Source organism: Proteus faecis, from assembly GCF_003144395.1.
Classification (GTDB): domain Bacteria; phylum Pseudomonadota; class Gammaproteobacteria; order Enterobacterales; family Enterobacteriaceae; genus Proteus; species Proteus faecis.
The window spans coordinates 136437-153919 of the sequence record NZ_PENZ01000032.1 but is presented as its reverse complement, the minus strand read 5'-3'; the positions used below and the strand labels follow the sequence as shown (position 1 = coordinate 153919).

At 38.6% G+C, this 17483-nt stretch carries 18 protein-coding genes; 16 read left to right on the top strand and 2 right to left on the bottom strand.

All coding sequences use genetic code 11. The features are described from left to right. Position 1: 1 nt before the first annotated feature. On the top strand, positions 2–886 hold the full coding sequence (gene cyoE / locus DK858_RS09300; protein WP_109397167.1) for a heme o synthase: 885 nt from the start codon (positions 2–4) through the stop codon (positions 884–886). A gap of 174 nt (positions 887–1060) precedes the next feature. Further along, a complete protein-coding gene (locus tag DK858_RS09295; protein WP_109397166.1) occupies positions 1061–2431 on the top strand; it encodes an MFS transporter in 1371 nt (456 codons plus the stop codon). A 78-nt stretch (positions 2432–2509) separates the two neighbouring features. Here DK858_RS09295 and DK858_RS09290 read toward each other — a convergent pair whose 3' ends face one another. After that, on the bottom strand, positions 2510–3001 hold the full coding sequence (locus DK858_RS09290; RefSeq protein ID WP_072063676.1) for a YajQ family cyclic di-GMP-binding protein: 492 nt from the start codon (positions 2999–3001) through the stop codon (positions 2510–2512). A gap of 234 nt (positions 3002–3235) precedes the next feature. On the opposite strand from DK858_RS09290, the gene panE reads away from it, so the two are divergent. Both panE and yajL read left to right on the top strand, forming a co-directional pair. Then, positions 3236–4156: a 2-dehydropantoate 2-reductase gene (gene panE, locus DK858_RS09285; protein WP_109397165.1), complete on the top strand. Its 921-nt coding sequence runs from the start codon at positions 3236–3238 to the stop codon at positions 4154–4156. Continuing rightward, positions 4125–4742, top strand: a complete 618-nt coding sequence (gene yajL / locus DK858_RS09280) for a protein deglycase YajL (protein ID WP_109397164.1) — start codon at positions 4125–4127, stop codon at positions 4740–4742. The genes panE and yajL overlap by 32 nt, the downstream gene beginning before the upstream one ends. 90 nt (positions 4743–4832) lie before the next feature. Here the strand turns inward: yajL and thiI are convergent, their stop codons facing one another. Further along, on the bottom strand, positions 4833–6284 hold the full coding sequence (gene thiI / locus DK858_RS09275; RefSeq protein WP_109397163.1) for a tRNA uracil 4-sulfurtransferase ThiI: 1452 nt from the start codon (positions 6282–6284) through the stop codon (positions 4833–4835). A 201-nt stretch (positions 6285–6485) separates the two neighbouring features. On the opposite strand from thiI, the gene xseB reads away from it, so the two are divergent. From xseB to DK858_RS09215, 12 genes are all read left to right on the top strand, one after another. After that, positions 6486–6749, top strand: coding sequence for an exodeoxyribonuclease VII small subunit (gene xseB, locus DK858_RS09270; RefSeq protein ID WP_006535109.1), 264 nt, complete (start codon positions 6486–6488; stop codon positions 6747–6749). Next, complete coding sequence (gene ispA / locus DK858_RS09265; protein ID WP_109397162.1) at positions 6750–7673, top strand: (2E,6E)-farnesyl diphosphate synthase; 924 nt, start codon at positions 6750–6752, stop codon at positions 7671–7673. A gap of 65 nt (positions 7674–7738) precedes the next feature. Then, complete coding sequence (gene dxs, locus DK858_RS09260) at positions 7739–9604, top strand: 1-deoxy-D-xylulose-5-phosphate synthase (protein ID WP_109397161.1); 1866 nt, start codon at positions 7739–7741, stop codon at positions 9602–9604. A gap of 347 nt (positions 9605–9951) precedes the next feature. Further along, positions 9952–10371 (top strand): D-ribose pyranase, encoded by a 420-nt coding sequence (rbsD, locus tag DK858_RS09255; protein ID WP_109397160.1) that lies wholly within the window; start codon positions 9952–9954, stop codon positions 10369–10371. 7 nt (positions 10372–10378) lie between these two features. Further along, positions 10379–11887, top strand: a complete 1509-nt coding sequence (gene rbsA, locus DK858_RS09250) for a ribose ABC transporter ATP-binding protein RbsA (protein WP_109397159.1) — start codon at positions 10379–10381, stop codon at positions 11885–11887. Position 11888: 1 nt separating this feature from the next. Continuing rightward, the gene (gene rbsC, locus DK858_RS09245; RefSeq protein ID WP_109397158.1) at positions 11889–12854 is read left to right on the top strand and encodes a ribose ABC transporter permease; all 966 of its coding nucleotides are present in this window, start codon (positions 11889–11891) and stop codon (positions 12852–12854) included. Positions 12855–12896: 42 nt separating this feature from the next. Next, positions 12897–13787 (top strand): ribose ABC transporter substrate-binding protein RbsB, encoded by an 891-nt coding sequence (gene rbsB / locus DK858_RS09240; protein ID WP_109397157.1) that lies wholly within the window; start codon positions 12897–12899, stop codon positions 13785–13787. A 78-nt stretch (positions 13788–13865) separates the two neighbouring features. Further along, entirely contained in the window at positions 13866–14792 is a 927-nt protein-coding gene (rbsK, locus tag DK858_RS09235) for a ribokinase (RefSeq protein ID WP_109397156.1), read from the top strand. A 4-nt stretch (positions 14793–14796) separates the two neighbouring features. Beyond that, entirely contained in the window at positions 14797–15804 is a 1008-nt protein-coding gene (gene rbsR, locus DK858_RS09230; protein ID WP_185901703.1) for a ribose operon transcriptional repressor RbsR, read from the top strand. A 116-nt stretch (positions 15805–15920) separates the two neighbouring features. Next, on the top strand, positions 15921–16163 hold the full coding sequence (vapB, locus tag DK858_RS09225; RefSeq protein WP_109397154.1) for a type II toxin-antitoxin system VapB family antitoxin: 243 nt from the start codon (positions 15921–15923) through the stop codon (positions 16161–16163). Beyond that, complete coding sequence (gene vapC / locus DK858_RS09220) at positions 16156–16560, top strand: type II toxin-antitoxin system tRNA(fMet)-specific endonuclease VapC (RefSeq protein WP_109397153.1); 405 nt, start codon at positions 16156–16158, stop codon at positions 16558–16560. Before vapB ends, vapC begins: the two co-directional genes overlap by 8 nt. Positions 16561–16998: 438 nt before the next feature. After that, entirely contained in the window at positions 16999–17334 is a 336-nt protein-coding gene (locus DK858_RS09215) for a zinc ribbon domain-containing protein YjdM (protein WP_109397152.1), read from the top strand. The last annotated feature ends 149 nt before the right edge of the window (positions 17335–17483 follow it).

The window sequence follows — 17483 nt, the reverse complement described above, 5'->3', positions numbered from 1 at the left end:
TATGATTAAGCAATACCTACAAGTCACCAAACCAGGAATTATTTTCGGAAATTTAATTTCTGTAATAGGTGGTTTTCTGCTCGCTTCTAAAGGTGAGATTGATTACTCCCTATTTTTCGCGACTCTACTTGGGGTGTCTCTGGTCGTTGCTTCTGGTTGTGTTTTTAACAACTATATTGACCGTGATATTGACCGTATCATGGAAAGAACGAAGAATCGCCCATTAGTTAAAGGATTAATTGACCCTCGAATTAGCCTGATTTATGCCTCAGTATTAGGTATTGCAGGTGTTGTGCTGCTCTATGTAGCAGCCAACCCGCTTGCAATGTTTATCGCTGTATTCGGTTTTATCATTTATGTTGGGGTTTATAGCCTCTATATGAAGCGTAAGTCTGTTTATGGCACACTGATTGGAAGTTTATCTGGCTCTGCTCCCCCTGTTATCGGTTATTGTGCCGTTAGCGGTGAATTTGATGCAGGCGCGGCAATCCTATTACTTATCTTTAGTTTATGGCAAATGCCTCACTCTTATGCTATTGCTATTTTCCGTTTTAAAGACTACCAAGCTGCAAATATCCCGGTATTACCTGTAATTAAAGGGATCTCCGTCGCTAAACGCCATATCATTCTCTATATTCTGGCGTTTATGATTGCAACCTTAATGCTGACATTAGTTGGTTACGCAGGCTATAAATACTTGATTGTAGCTTCAGCCGTTAGTATTTGGTGGTTAGGCATGGCTTTATCTGGTTATAAAGCAACTAATGATATTGTGTGGGCACGAAAATTATTTATTTTTTCTATTGTCGCAATCACTTCATTAAGCGTAATGATGTCTGTTGATCCAACAAGCTCAACAGAAGCGGTTTTTGCATATCTAAGATAATGTATTTACAAACGTACCCCAAATACCAGTCAGCCTTCTGACTGGTATTTTTTTATCTCCGTTATGACTTCACGTGATATCAGCACAGTTTTGTCTTTTTTATATCCCATTTATTGATTAACCTCGCCAAGATTTGCCATTACAATAGGAGGTATCAGTAATACGAGGTAATCCATGAATGATAATAAAATGACCCCATTAGAGCGCAAAGCGACATGGGGACTAGGCACTGTTTTTTCTCTTCGCATGCTTGGCATGTTTATGGTGCTCCCAGTTTTAACCACCTATGGGCTTCAACTACAACACGCAACAGAATCTCTCATTGGATTAGCCATCGGTATTTATGGATTAACACAAGCTATATTCCAAATTCCTTTTGGTATTTTCTCTGATAAATTGGGTCGAAAACCGATGATAGTTTTTGGCTTAATTATTTTTATTATTGGTAGTCTGATTGCGGCTCTCAGTGACAATATCTATGGCATTATTATTGGTCGAGCATTACAAGGTGCTGGCGCTATCTCAGCTGCAGTAATGGCTTTATTGTCAGATTTAACACGAGAACAAAATAGAACAAAAGCCATGGCCTTTATTGGTATTAGCTTTGGGATAACGTTCGCTTTAGCCTTAGTTTTAGGACCTATTTTAACGCATATTTTTGGCTTACATGGCCTGTTTTGGGGAATTGCCCTACTTGCCTTTGGTGGCATTATTATTACGCTTTTTACTGTACCGAATAGCGATCACGCTATTCTTAATCGAGAATCAGGTTTTGTTCGTGGTAGTGTAAAAAAGGTTTTATTTGATGCACAGCTTCTTAAACTTAATATAGGCATCTTTTCACTACATACTTTATTAATGGCTGCATTTGTTGCACTTCCTCTGGTTATGAGTAGCGCCGGTTTAGCAAAAGAAAATCATTGGATTGTTTATCTAGTCACCATGCTGATTGCCTTTATTACTGTACTTCCTTTTATTATCTATGCGGAAAAGAAACGAAAGATGAAACAAGTTTTCTTATTCTGTATTTCCTTACTTATTCTGGCTCAAGCCATTCTTATTATTTCAGGCACTAGCTTATGGTTAATTATTGCAGGTGTTCAAGTTTTCTTTATTGGATTTAATATTATGGAAGCTCTTCTTCCTTCATTAATCAGTAAAGAAGCACCAGCAGGTTATAAAGGTACAGCTATGGGAATTTATTCCACCAGCCAATTTTTAGGTGTGGCATTAGGTGGAATTTTAGGCGGATGGCTTTACCAACATTATAGTGCACAAATTGTATTTTTAGGTTGTTTCATGATTGGCCTTATTTGGTTCTTCATTAGCTTAACATTACGCCAACCCTCTTATGTCAGTAGCTTACGCGTTGAATTGCCTAAAAACCTATCTTCAAGCCAACAACAGAAACTACAACAATTATTTAAGCAACAACCTGGTGTTAATGAAGTTATGATGATGGCAAATGAGCAAAGTGCTTATATTAAAGTTGATACTAAACAGACGCCGAGAGCAACATTAGAATCTCTGATCCCTTTAGTTTAAAGATCGATAATTTGACGGGATAAAATAAAAATGCGCTGGTTTAACAGCGCATTTTTATATGACTCAATAGATAAACAATTAGTCACGAAAATTATTAAATTGGAATGGCTGTCCTAACTCACCTTCTCTAACTAATTTCATTACGGCTTGTAAGTCATCACGCGATTTGCCTGTAACACGGACTTGCTCACCTTGAATTTGAGCCTGAACTTTTAATTTACTGTCTTTGATCAACTTAACAATTTTTTTTGCTAAGGCTGTATCAATACCTTGTTTTAACGTGGCTTCTACGCTGTACATTTTTCCACTGTGAGTCATCTCTTCAGGGATATTTAATACCGCACCATCAATCCCTCTTTTTGCCATTTTCTCACGTAGAATATCTAATAATTGTTGAACCTGAAATTCAGATACACTAGTCGTTTTCACTGACTCTGCTTTTTCGTTTAATTCAAAGCTTGCTTCAACGTTACGAAAATCCCAGCGAGTAGTCAGTTCACGTTGCGCGTTTTCTACCGCATTACGCACTTCATGTAAGTCAACTTCAGATACGATATCAAAAGATGGCATTCTTTCTTCCTCAATAAATAAATACAACCCGAATAATAGCTTCTTTTAGAGTTGCAAAAAAGCATTGCACATTCAATAACAAATTTATCCCTTTCATTTCCTCTTATAGTAAAGCTAGTAAAGCGCAAACATACATTAAACAGGAAAGTGTAATCAATGTTATAATTTTAGCTTAATAGTCTAATAAGCGTCAGTAGCCATCTTGCGCTATTACGATTTGCAAAAAGAGGCACAATGAAAATTACCGTTTTAGGGTGTGGTTCAATTGGTAAACTTTGGGTTGCAGCTTTAACACTTCAGTCTCATGAAGTACAAGGTTGGCTAAGAGTGCCACAACCTTTTTTAGATGTAAGTGTTGATAACATTAATGGTGAGCCTTTTTATCAGCGTATTCCCGCAAATCAACTTGAATGGTTAAAACAAAGCGAATTATTAATTGTTTGCTTAAAATCTTGGCAAGTATCAGATGCTGTTAATGCACTATTACCTTATCTTTCTGCACAATGCCCCATTTTACTCATTCATAATGGTATGGGTACAGCCGATGAATTAACAGCAACACAGCACCCCATTATCAGACCTATATTACAAGGCATTATTACTCATGGTGCTTATCAACAAGGGCAAGATGTTATTCATACAGCAACAGGAATAACACATATAGGTCCATTTAATCATGCGGCTCAACAATATAGCTATTTAGCAGAAACCTTGCACCACGCATTGCCCGATGTCGCTTGGCATAATGATATCCATACAATTAGTTGGCTAAAACTTGCAGTTAATTGTGTTATCAATCCGCTTACCGTTTATTATCAATGCCGTAATGGAGATTTATTGCGTTACCCTGAGCATATTCAAAAAGTATGCGACGAAGTTTATCAAGTGATGGAACGTGAAGGCGTCGTACCAACGTCTCAAGCTCATCTTCATGGCTATATTATTGATACCATAGAACAAACTGCAAATAATTATTCTTCTATGTATCAAGATGTGAAATATCAACGCCATACAGAGATTGACTATATTACGGGTTATTTATTACGTCGAGCTTCAGAACAAGGGCTTGTATTGCCAGAAAATAACCGCCTTTTTCAATTTATTAAACAACAGGAAGGCAATTATGACCATATCAGCGCTCATCTGCCTAGCTAATGGAAGCGAAGAAACCGAAGTCGTTACTACCGTAGATTTGCTGGTAAGGGCTGGGATTCATGTCGTACTTGCAAGTGCAGAAGATGATGTTGATGAACTGATAATTACATGTTCACGAGGCATAAAACTTGTCGCAGATGCCCCTTTAGTTCGTGTTGTCGATCATCACTATGACGTTATTATTCTACCCGGTGGATTACAAGGCACTGAAACCTTAAGGGATAGCCCTTTAGTGGTTGAAAAAGTGCGTCGTATGCACAGTGAAAATAAACTTGTTGCCGCTATCTGTGCTGCCCCAGCAATGATCCTTGAGTCTCACAATATTTTTCCCGTCGGCAACATGACTGGTTTTCCTGCATTAAAAGATAAAATATCACCGAAAAAATGGGTTGATTATCGAGTCTATTTTGATGAAAGAGTTAACTTAATTACTAGCCAAGCACCCGCAACATCTATCGATTTTGCACTAAAAATTATCGAACGCTTAAAAGGTAAAGAAGTCGCCGCTGATGTTGCCAAACAACTGGTATTGCCACCTGGTATTTATAATTACCGAGATGAGTTTACTGGATTTGGGGATAGATAGATAACAAAAGCCACTATATTGAGCAGTCTAATATGTTAGAACAATTCAATATAGTGGCTTTTTTATTTCTGATAGCTAAAGATTATCGCACTATTTTTTACGATATACTTTTACGTTTTCAAATCCTTGTTCACGTAAATAAAGCGCTTGTAAACGACTCATCATGCCACGATCACAATAGAGTAAATAGGTTTTAGTTTTATCTAAATCACCAAACTGAGTGCTTAATTTATAGAAAGGTAACTCTTTAACATCAATACCGTCTATTTTTAGTGGTGATGTTTCTTGTTCTTCAGGTGAACGAATATCAAGAATAACGTCATTAACACCAAATTCAGAGACCATTTCAACTTCAGTGACTTGTTGTACAGTTTCTTCTGCAATACGGCGAATATCCATATTCTTGGCATTTTCAACAACGCTATCAAGAATAGAAAAATCAAACTTCTCTTCTTCCGCTTCGATCTTCGCTTTGACGGCTTTCACTGTTGGACTTTTTGAAATGACACCGCAGAATTCTGGCATTGTGCGAGCAAAATCTTCTGTACCAATTTGACGTGCGATATTGATGATATTCTCTTTATCATGCGTAATAAGAGGACGTAGAATTAACGTATCCGTCGCATTATCAATTAAACGTAAGTTAGTTAAAGTTTGGCTAGAAACCTGTCCTAATGCTTCGCCCGTAACAATTGCTTGAACACCATAACGCTCTGCCACTCTAGATGCTGCACGTACCATCATACGTTTTAATACAACACCCATTTGACCATCATCGACTTTTTCTAAGATTTCTGCGACAACAGGTTCAAAATCAACAGCAACGAAATGCACTTTATGTGAACGGCCAAAACGGTTCCATAAATAATGAGCAACTTGTTTAACACCAATTTCGTGAGCAGAACCGCCTAAGTTGAAGAAACAATAGTGAACTCGGCTACCACGACGCATTAACATATAGCTCGATACACCTGAATCATAACCACCAGAGATCAATGATAAAACATCTTCCTGTGTGCCAATTGGGAACCCCCCAATACCTTCATAGCGGGCATTCACTAAAATAAGTTTATCATCTTCAATTTCTAAATTAATGGTGACATCTGGACGCGTTAATTTCACTTTTGCACTTTCAACATGTTGGTTAAAACCACCGCCAACATAACGCTCAACTTCATTGGAAGTAAAACTGTGCTTACCACGACGTTTGGCACGCACACAAAATGTTTTATTTTCAACTAAATGCTTAAATGCCGCAAAAGTTTGCTCAAAAATATTGTGTAAATCAGTATACGGGTGCTCTTCTACTTGTAAAAAGTGATGAATACCAGGAATGCGTGTTAATGCATCACATACCGCTTCACTTTTGCTTTCATCTTTACTAACAACAACAATATTATCCCAATTACGGACAACCGTGATTTCATCACCTAATGTATTAAGTACATTACGAATATTGCTAGTGAGAATTTTGATAAAACGTATACGAACTGATTGGCTTTTGATCGTAATTTCGGGGAATAATTTAATAATAAACTTCATAGTCAATGGTCATAGGTTATTAAGTAGAAACATAAACTACAGTGATGTTAATTGACTGGAGTTTATAAAAGTCACAAAGTATATCACCAATATTTAGGGCTCACCCGCAAAAATCATCGACTGAATAAGAAATTTTCATCTTACTTGTAGTAAGATGATTGCTATTATTCAGCGCTAACATGCTTTATTATCAAAAATATTATGGCTAAGAAAACGACACCAATTAACGAAGACATCTCACAAGCACCAAGTTTTGAAGCATCTATGCAAGAACTTGAGCAAATCGTAAACCGTTTAGAATCCGGTGAACTCCCTTTAGAAGAAGCGCTTAATGAGTTTGAACATGGCGTTCGTCTAGCCCGTGTTGGACAAAAAACGTTACAAGACGCTGAACAGCGTGTTCGTATTCTTCTAAAAGAAGACGATAATGCAACTCCTGATGATTTTATCCAAGAGGCTGAATAATTGAGTAACGCAACTTCAAGTACGGATGCGTTCCGTCATAAATTAGATTCCGCCCACCAGCGTGTTAATGATGCATTAAACCAAGCACTATCAGCTTTACCATTCACTGACATGCCCCTAGGGAAAGCCATGCATTACGGTGCCCTTTTAGGTGGAAAGCGCTTACGTCCTTTCCTTGTTTATGCAGTGGGTGAAATGTTTAAAGTCCCAGCACTTAACCTTGATGCCCCCGCTGCTGCAATAGAATGTATTCACGCTTATTCTCTTATACATGATGATTTGCCTGCGATGGATGATGATGATTTACGTCGTGGGAAGCCAACATGTCATATTGAATTTGGTGAAGCAAACGCAATTTTAGCGGGTGATGCATTACAAACACTAGCCTTTGAGATCTTAGCAAAAAATCCAATGCCTGATGTGGCAATAGCCGATCGCGTTGCAATGATTGCTGAATTAGCAACAGCCAGCGGGCTTGCGGGTATGTGTGGCGGTCAAGCTCTTGATCTTGAAGCAGAAGATAAATCGATTGATCTCGCATCTCTTGAAAAAATCCATTTACACAAAACAGGTGCATTAATTCGTGCAGCTGTTCGTTTAGGCGCCTTTAGTGCCGGCTCAAAAGGCCGTAATGTATTACCCGCACTAGATAAATATGCCCACTCAATTGGCCTTGCATTTCAAGTACAAGATGACATTTTAGATGTCATTGGTAGTACTGAAGAAACAGGAAAACGTCAAGGTAGCGACCAAGAATCAGGAAAAAGCACATATCCTGCACTCCTTGGGTTAGAGCAAGCTCAAAAGAAAGCACAGGAATTGTATAACGAAGCACTGGATGCCTTAGCGTTTCTTGAGCAATACGAGTACGATACAACCACGCTTAAACAATTAGCGAGTTTTATCGTCGAACGGAAAAACTAATAAAAATAAAGAGAGCAGCTTACCTGTTCTTTCCCTATTACAAGTGATTAATTAATAGGCATCACATGAGCATTGATATCGAAAAATATCCCACATTGGCGTTGGTTGAAACACCAGAAGATTTGCGCCTATTACCAAAAGAGAGTTTACCTAAACTCTGTGATGAGCTAAGGCTATTTCTTCTTAACAGTGTCAGCCGCTCAAGTGGTCACTTCGCCTCAGGTTTAGGTGCTATTGAGTTAACGGTTGCTCTTCATTACGTCTATAAAACCCCTTTTGATAACCTCATTTGGGATGTTGGTCATCAGGCCTATCCTCATAAGATCTTAACAGGTCGTCGCGACCGCATTGATACTATTCGTCAAAAAAACGGGTTACATCCCTTCCCTTGGCGAGAAGAGAGTGAATACGATAAGCTTTGTGTCGGTCACTCTTCAACCTCTATCAGTGCAGGTTTAGGTATGGCTGTTGCTGCTGAACAAGAAAAACTGAACAGAAAAACAGTTTGTGTCATTGGTGATGGTGCGATTACTGCGGGGATGGCTTTTGAAGCGATGAACCACGCAGGAGATATTGAACCTGATATGCTCGTTGTACTTAATGACAACGAGATGTCAATTTCAGAAAACGTTGGTGCATTGAATAATCACCTTGCGCAATTGTTGTCTGGCAAACTGTATACTACCTTACGTGAAGGTGGAAAAAAGGTTTTCTCTGGTCTTCCTCCAATTAAAGAATTACTGAAAAAAACTGAAGAACACATTAAAGGCATGGTTGTTCCAGGTACCATGTTTGAAGAGTTGGGCTTCAACTATATCGGCCCGGTTGATGGTCATGACGTTATTGCGCTAGTACAAACACTCGCCAATATGCGTGATCTAAAAGGCCCCCAGCTTCTGCATATTATGACTAAAAAAGGTCGAGGATATGCCCCTGCTGAACGTGATCCTATTAGCTGGCATGCTGTACCTAAATTTGATCCACAAACAGGTACATTACCTAAAAGCCCTAATGCACGACCTACATTTTCCAAAATTTTTGGTGACTGGTTATGTGAAGAAGCCTTAACCGATCCAAAACTTATGGCAATTACTCCGGCAATGCGTGAAGGCTCAGGAATGGTGCGTTTCTCAAAAGAATACCCATCACAATACTTCGATGTTGCGATCGCAGAACAACATGCCGTTACCTTTGCAGCAGGTTTGGCCATTGGTGGTTATAAGCCGATCGTTGCTATCTACTCAACATTCTTACAACGCGCTTACGACCAAGTTATCCATGATATTGCTATTCAAAAACTGCCTGTTTTATTTGCTATTGATCGTGGCGGTATTGTGGGAGCAGATGGACAAACTCACCAAGGTGCTTTTGACCTCTCGTTCTTACGCTGTATTCCTAATATGGTCATTATGGCGCCAAGTGATGAAAATGAGTGTCGCCAAATGCTTCATACCGGTTATCACTATCAAGATGGCCCTGTTGCTGTACGCTATCCAAGAGGCTCAGGTGTTGGTGCGCAATTACAACCACTTAGTCCGCTACCTATGGGTAAAGGTGTTATTCGTCGCCAAGGCAAAGGTATTGCGATCCTAAACTTTGGTACATTACTACCAGAAGCATTAGAAGTCGCTGAAAAACTTGATGCAACTGTGGCTGATATGCGTTTTATCAAGCCTCTTGATAAATCACTTATCCTTTCCCTAGCAGAACAACATGACATGTTGGTAACACTAGAAGAGAATGCCATTATGGGTGGAGCGGGTAGTGGTGTTAATGAATTACTCATGCAAGAGCGCTGCTTAGTACCTGTCTTAAACTTAGGTATACCTGATCTGTTTGTGCCACAAGGTGGACAAGAAGAGATCAGAGCTGACTTAGGATTAGATGCAGAAGGTATTGAGAAATCGATTAACGCTTATCAAGCTAAATAATTCTGTTATCATTTAGAAATCGCTCCGACTTCCCTGAGTTGGAGCGATTATTAAAAAACTATTCATTGCTTATCTTACTTCTTTTAAAAAATCATCCTTGCTTGCATTTTACATTTCACTCTTTTCAAGCTTTGTTGAATATCACGTTTTTATGAAACTCACTGAAAATAACTACTTCCTCTCTTGAATCAATTCAGCGTTAATTTATTCAATCAGTTAGATTTTTCTTTCTTTTTGTTTACCAACGAAACGTTTCGATCATGCTCACAATATGAATAAATCAAACTTGTTTTCCCACCTTTCTTTTCTACTATATAGACAGCGAAACGTTTCGCTGAGGAGGAAACATGAAAAAAGGTATATTACTTAATAGTCCCATTTCGAGTGTCATTTCACGTTTAGGACACACTGACAAAATCACTATTGCAGATGCCGGATTGCCTATTCCCTCCTCTGTTGAGCGTATTGATCTTGCTCTCACTCAAGGGATCCCAGACTTTATGTCCGTGTTGCAAACGATCACCCATGAGATGCAAGTTGAAGCCGTCATGCTGGCGGAAGAAATTAAAACCATCAATCCCTCTCTGTTTAATGAAATCACCTGTTATCTCCATTTATTAGAACAAGAGCAAAAGAAGCCTATTCAAATAATCTATGTTTCACATGAAGCATTTAAAAAACAACTTACTGAAAATAAAGCTGTTATTAGAACCGGTGAATGTACGCCTTATGCCAATATTGTGTTGTTTTCTGGTGTGACTTTTTGAGGACAATATGAAACCTTTACTTGAACTTAAAGATATTGATAAGTCATTTCCCGGTGTAAAAGCACTATCCGGTGCAACTTTACGAATTTACCCCGGTCGAGTAATGGCTTTAGTCGGTGAAAATGGCGCAGGAAAATCAACGCTGATGAAAGTACTGACTGGGATCTATAAAAAAGATGCCGGTGAAATCATTTATCAAGGTGAAAGTTGTACTTTCAATGGTCCTAAATCTTCTCAAGAAGCAGGTATTGGCATTATTCACCAAGAGCTTAACCTTATTCCTGAATTAACCATCGCAGAAAATATTTTCTTAGGTCGTGAGTTTACTCGTGCTTTTGGTGCTATCGATTGGAAGAAAATGTATGCAGAGGCTGACAAATTATTAGCTCGATTAAACCTAGCTTACAGTAGCCACCGTTTAGTGTCTGAATTATCGATTGGTGATCAGCAAATGGTAGAAATCGCCAAGGTACTTAGTTTTGGTTCCAAAGTGATTATTATGGATGAACCAACAGATGCATTAACTGACACAGAAACTGAATCACTATTTAGTGTTATTCGTGAACTAAGAGATCAAGGTTGTGGCATTGTTTATATCTCACATCGCTTAAAAGAGATCTTTGAGATCTGCGATGATGTGACTGTACTGCGAGATGGTCAGTTTATTGGTGAAAAACCTGTCTCCTCATTAAAAGAAGACACGCTGATTGAAATGATGGTTGGTCGTAAGTTAGAAGACCAATACCCTCGAATTAATATCCCTCAAGGAAAAACCAAACTTAACGTCATTAACCTCAGTGGCGAAGATGTTCACGATGTTAGTTTCTCATTACATGAAAGCGAAATTCTTGGTATTTCAGGATTAATGGGAGCGGGCCGAACTGAATTAATGAAAATTATCTACGGTGCATTACCCAAAACTAATGGCACTGTTGAATTAGATGGTAAACCCTGCCAAATCAAAAAACCGGTTGAAGGATTGGAACAAGGCATTGTTTACATCTCTGAGGATAGAAAGCGTGATGGTTTAGTACTTGGCATGTCAGTAAAAGAAAATATGTCTCTGACCGCACTTCGCTATTTTAGCCGTGGTATGGGTGTGCTTAATCATAAAGAAGAGCAACTCACTGTCGGTGATTTTATTAAATTATTCAATATAAAAACCCCTTCAATGGATCAAACCATAGGCTTTTTATCAGGGGGAAATCAACAGAAAGTGGCTATCGCAAGAGGCCTAATGACTCGCCCTAAAGTACTTATTCTTGATGAGCCCACTCGTGGCGTTGATGTGGGCGCTAAAAAAGAAATTTATCAGCTAATTAATAAATTTAAACAAGAAGGATTAAGCATCATCTTAATTTCTTCTGAAATGCCAGAGGTAATGGGAATGAGTGACCGTATTTTGGTTATGCATGAAGGTCGTATTAGCGGTGAGTTTTCTGCTCACAATGTCACACAAGAAATGCTAATGGCAGCGGCTGTTGGTAAGCAATATGACGCTAAAGTAGGAGTTTGATATGAGCACAAATTCAATTCCAGCGTCAAAACGTTGGTTCTCAAAAGCTTGGCTATTAGAGCAAAAATCACTGATTGCATTGCTACTTTTGATTATTGTAGTTTCTACACTCAGTCCTAACTTCTTTACCTTAAACAATATTTTCAACATCCTCCAACAAACATCGGTTAACGCCATTATGGCGGTTGGCATGACGCTGGTTATTTTAACCTCTGGTATCGACTTATCTGTTGGTTCATTGCTTGCATTAACAGGTGCCGTTGCTGCTTCGATGGTTGGTGCAGATGTTAATGCGCTTGTTGCTGTTGTTGGAGCATTAGCATTAGGTGCAGCTATTGGTGGTGTCACCGGGATTATCGTTGCTAAAGGTAAAGTTCAAGCCTTTATTGCTACGTTAGTCATGATGTTATTACTACGCGGTGTTACTCGTGTCTATACAGACGGTAGCCCAATTAATACCGGATTTAGCGATAATGCTGATCTGTTTAGTTGGTTTGGTATTGGTCGCCCATTTGGTATTCCAACGCCAATTTGGCTCATGATGATTGTCTTTTTGAGTGCATGGTATTTATTACATCACACCCGTTTAGGTCGCTACATCTACGCACTAGGGGGTAATGAATCTGCCACTCGCTTATCCGGTATTAGCGTCGATAAAATTAAAATCATCGTTTATTCATTATGTGGTTTATTAGCCGCCCTTGCGAGTGTCATTGAAGTTGCTCGACTTTCATCAGCACAGCCAATGGCCGGTAATGGTTATGAGCTAGATGCAATTGCCGCCGTGGTTCTGGGAGGCACCAGCCTTGCCGGTGGTAAAGGTCGTATTATCGGTACATTAATTGGTGCGCTTATTCTAGGTTTCCTAAATAATGCACTGAATTTATTAGGAATATCATCAAACTATCAAATGATAGTAAAAGCAGTAGTCATCTTACTTGCTGTTTTAGTAGATAACAAAAAATAACGCTCTATTCTCTTAATCCGAACCCCGACAGGAACTTATATTATGAAACTGAAAAAAATGGCGACACTTCTTTCTGTTGTTGCATTAAGCGCCACAATCAGCGCCAACGCATTTGCCAAAGAATCGATCGCACTTGTTATTTCAACACTTAACAACCCTTTCTTTGTCACCATGAAAGACAGTGCACAGAAAGAGGCAAATAGATTAGGTTACGACCTTGTTGTTCTAGATTCTATGGACAATCCTGCGAAAGAGCTTGCTAACGTGCAAGATCTAACCGTAAAAGGCACACGTTTAATGCTTATTAACCCAACAGATTCAGATGCTGTGGGTAATGCAGTTATTTTAGCTAATAAAGCCAAAATCCCAGTGATCACCTTAGACCGTGTTGCAAACAAAGGTGAAGTCGTCAGTCACGTCGCTTCAGATAACCGCCTTGGTGGTAAAATGGCCGGTGATTATATTGCTGAGAAAGTTGCTAACGATGCCAAAGTCATTCAACTGGAAGGGATCACAGGAACATCGGCATCTCGTGAACGTGGTGAAGGTTTTAAACAAGCAGTGGATGCCCATAAACTGAATGTACTGGCAAGCCAACCCGCTGATTTTGACCGCACTAAAGGTCTTAACGTGATGCAAAATCTGTTAACTGCATATCCTGCGGTTCAAGCTGTTTTTGCACAAAATGATGAAATGGCATTAGGTGCATTACGTGCGTTACAAACCGCTGGTCGTACCGATGTATTAGTGGTTGGTTTCGATGGTACAGATGATGGGATCAAAGCAGTAAACCGTGGCGTGTTAGGTGCAACCATTGCTCAACGCCCAGATCAGATTGGTATTATTGGCATTCAAACTGCAGATAAAATTCTCAAAGGTGAGAAAGTGGATGCAACAATCCCAGTCGAGCTTGAATTAGTTATTAAACAATAACAACAATAAATACCACGGAGTGATATTGCTCCGTGGTAGCTTTAATCATTAAAACATGTTTTCACAAGGATAAAGGCTATGACAACACCTCGCCTTGCTGTTCTAGGTAGCATCAATGTTGACCACATTATGAATATTTCACAATTTCCCAAACCCGGTGAAACGATTATTGGTCATCAATACAAAATAGCCTTTGGTGGTAAAGGTGCAAATCAAGCTGTTGCTTGTGGCCGCAGTGGCGCTGATATTACCTTTATTGCTTGTGTCGGTGATGATGCCATTGGTAATGAAATAATCTCTCAACTTAAAACAGATAATATTCATATCGATGCAATTAGTATTATTCCGCAAACACCTACAGGTGTAGCGATGATCCTGGTTAATGAACAAGGTGAAAACGTAATTAGCATCGTTGCAGGAGCGAATGGTGCACTAACACCTACGCATTTTCAGCAATACCATCATATTATTGAGCATGCTGATGCCTTACTGATGCAATTAGAATCGCCGTTAGAGACTGTTTTTGAAGCTGCAAAACTGGCAAAATCACATCAAACTAAAGTCATTTTAAATCCCGCACCAGCACAAGCTTTATCCGATGATTTTCTGAGTTTTATTGATGTTATCACTCCAAATGAGACAGAAGCCGAAATATTAACCGGCGTTTCTGTGCATGATGAAGCGGGAGCAGCAAAAGCTGCCGACATTTTACATCATAAAGGCATCAAACAAGTGCTTATCACTTTGGGTAGCCGCGGTGTATGGTTTAGTGAACAAGGAAAAGGTATGTTAATCCCAGGCTTTCGTGTCGATGCTATTGATACCATTGCCGCAGGTGATACCTTTAACGGTGCATTTGTCACTGCTATATTAGAGGGGAAACCTTCCGTTGAAGCGATCCATTTTGCTCACGCAGCAGCTGCCATTGCAGTTACACGTCATGGTGCGCAATCTTCAGTTCCTTGGCGTCATGAAATCGAATCATTTTTAGCAGAGCGAGCATAGTACTTTGGCAACAATGAAAGATGTCGCCCGTTTGGCGGGCGTTTCGACATCAACTGTTTCTCACGTAATCAATAACAATCGTTATGTTAGCGAGGGTATTCGTAAAAAGGTTAACGACGCTATAGAAACCTTAAATTACGCGCCTTCTGCTTTAGCGCGCAGTTTAAAAATGAACTGTACTCATACTATTGGAATGTTAGTGACAGCCAGTAGTAACCCGTTCTATGCAGAAGTTGTTCGTGGCGTTGAACGCAGTTGTTACGAAAAAGGTTATAGCCTTATTTTGTGTAACACAGAAGGAGATTACGAACGCATGGATAGTAGCCTTGAAACATTGCTACAAAAACGTGTTGATGGCTTATTATTAATGTCAACAGAAGCCAGAGCGCCCTCTCATGAAGTGCTAAATCGTTATCCTCGCTTACCTATGGTTATGATGGATTGGTCCCCCTTTGAATACGGGGGCGATATTATTCAAGATAACTCTCTGCTTGGCGGAGAAATTGCAACCAATTATCTGATTGAAAAAGGCTTTACTGAAATTGCCTGTATTGCAGGCCCACAAGATAAACTTCCTGCTAAACATCGTTTGCAAGGTTATTACAATGCAATGCAAAAAGCAGGGTTAGCTATTCGAGAAGAGTTTGTGTTAACAAGCGATTTTGAATTTGCTGGTGGATTTCGTGCAATGCAAAAATTACTCTCACATTCTGTTTTACCACAAGCCGTTTTTACCTGTAATGACGCGATGGCTGTTGGTGCTTATCAAGCTATTTATCAAAAAGGTTTGCGTATACCAGATGATATTTCAGTTATGGGTTATGACGATATCGATCTAGCTTCTTATATGATCCCTCCTCTTTCTACGATCCACCAACCCAAGGATGAATTAGGAAAACTCGCCGTCAGCCAATTATTACATCGCATGGAAAATATCGATGCTGATGACAATGTTCTGGTGCTTACACCTAAACTGATAGAGCGAAGCTCTGTGATAAACCATAGAAAATAATCTATTACATTAATAGGTTATTAGGATCTGTATATATTTAATACAACATGTTTGGTATCCTATTAAAACTGCTATATACTTATGCTATATAGCAGTAATTGATAGGAGCTATTACTATGATCCAGCATGGCAAAGTATTTATGAGCAATAGAACACAAAATGTTCGTTTACCCGCTGAGACTCGATTTCCTGATGATGTAAAAGAAGTTTTTGTTCGCGTCAAAGGAAAAGAAAGAATAATCACACCGATACAAAATGCTTGGGATAGCTTTTTCTTATCAGATCAGTCTGTAGCAGATGATTTTTTATCTGAAAGACCAGATCAAATCACAAGTGAAAGAGAATCCTTTGATGATTAAATACCTATTAGATACAAACATCGTTATATTTACCATTAAACGCAGACCTGAATTTTTGCTACCGAAATTCAACCAACATGCTGAACAATTAGCTATTTCTACAATCACACTTGCTGAGCTCATTTTTGGTGCTGAAAAAAGTTTAAATTCAGCTAAAAACTTAGCTACGGTTAACGACTTTGTTTCTCGACTCACTGTTTTATCTTACGATGAGTTAGCCGCTTTTCATTATGGGGAAATCAGAGCAACACTTGAAAAACAAGGTAAACGCATTGATGATAATGATTTGCACATAGCTGCACATGCTAGAAGTAAAGGGCTAATAGTAGTTACAAATAATACTCGAGAATTTGAAAGAGTTGATGGGTTAAGAATTGAGGATTGGACTCATCATTAATTTAGATATCAAAACTTATAGAGCGTGGCTCGGTGATAGATTTCATAAAATAATAACAATAAGAGTAACACTATTATTGATGATGCTCTCATTTAAGATGATGGCATTTATTTTAGTTATTTTTACAAAATAATTTATTTAATATCATCAAGTTAATAGCTATTTAAAACTACTTTTATTTATCTTTATTTTCTATTTAATACTCTATATCTACTCTACTTTTCCTCTCCCGTTATGCCATAACGGGTGAAAGATGCAAATTTCCATCAAATCTATTATACTACCGCCCTTTCACATTATCAGAAGCAGTACCATACCGGAGACTGCCTAGAACTTTCACTCTTAAACGATAATGTGTCCTTTAATTTATGGGGCAAGTGTTATCCTCATTGTGACGATTAATCACTTCCCATTTTGATAAAATTTGAGAGTATTATTATGTCATTACCTTCTTGTCCTAAGTGCAGTTCAGAATATACCTATGAAGATGGTGCAATGTATGTTTGCCCTGAATGTGCACACGAGTGGAACGATGAAGAACCCGCTGTTGATAACGATGAGTTAGTGGTTAAAGATGCTAACGGCAATGTATTAGCTGATGGTGATTCAGTCACTGTGATTAAAGATCTCAAAGTCAAAGGTAGCTCAACCATGCTTAAAATTGGTACTAAAGTAAAAGGTATCCGTTTAGTGGAAGGCGACCATAATATTGATTGTAAAATTGATGGCTTTGGACCAATGAAGTTGAAATCTGAATTTGTTAAGAAAAACTAAGAATAACAGATTATTGATAATATCTTTGTTGATAGATCTAGATGTTATCGCATTCTGAAAGGCGCTTATAGAGCGCCTTTTTAATATCCATTAATATATTTAAGTATTTAAGTATTTAAGTATTTAAGTATTTAAGTATTTAAGTATTT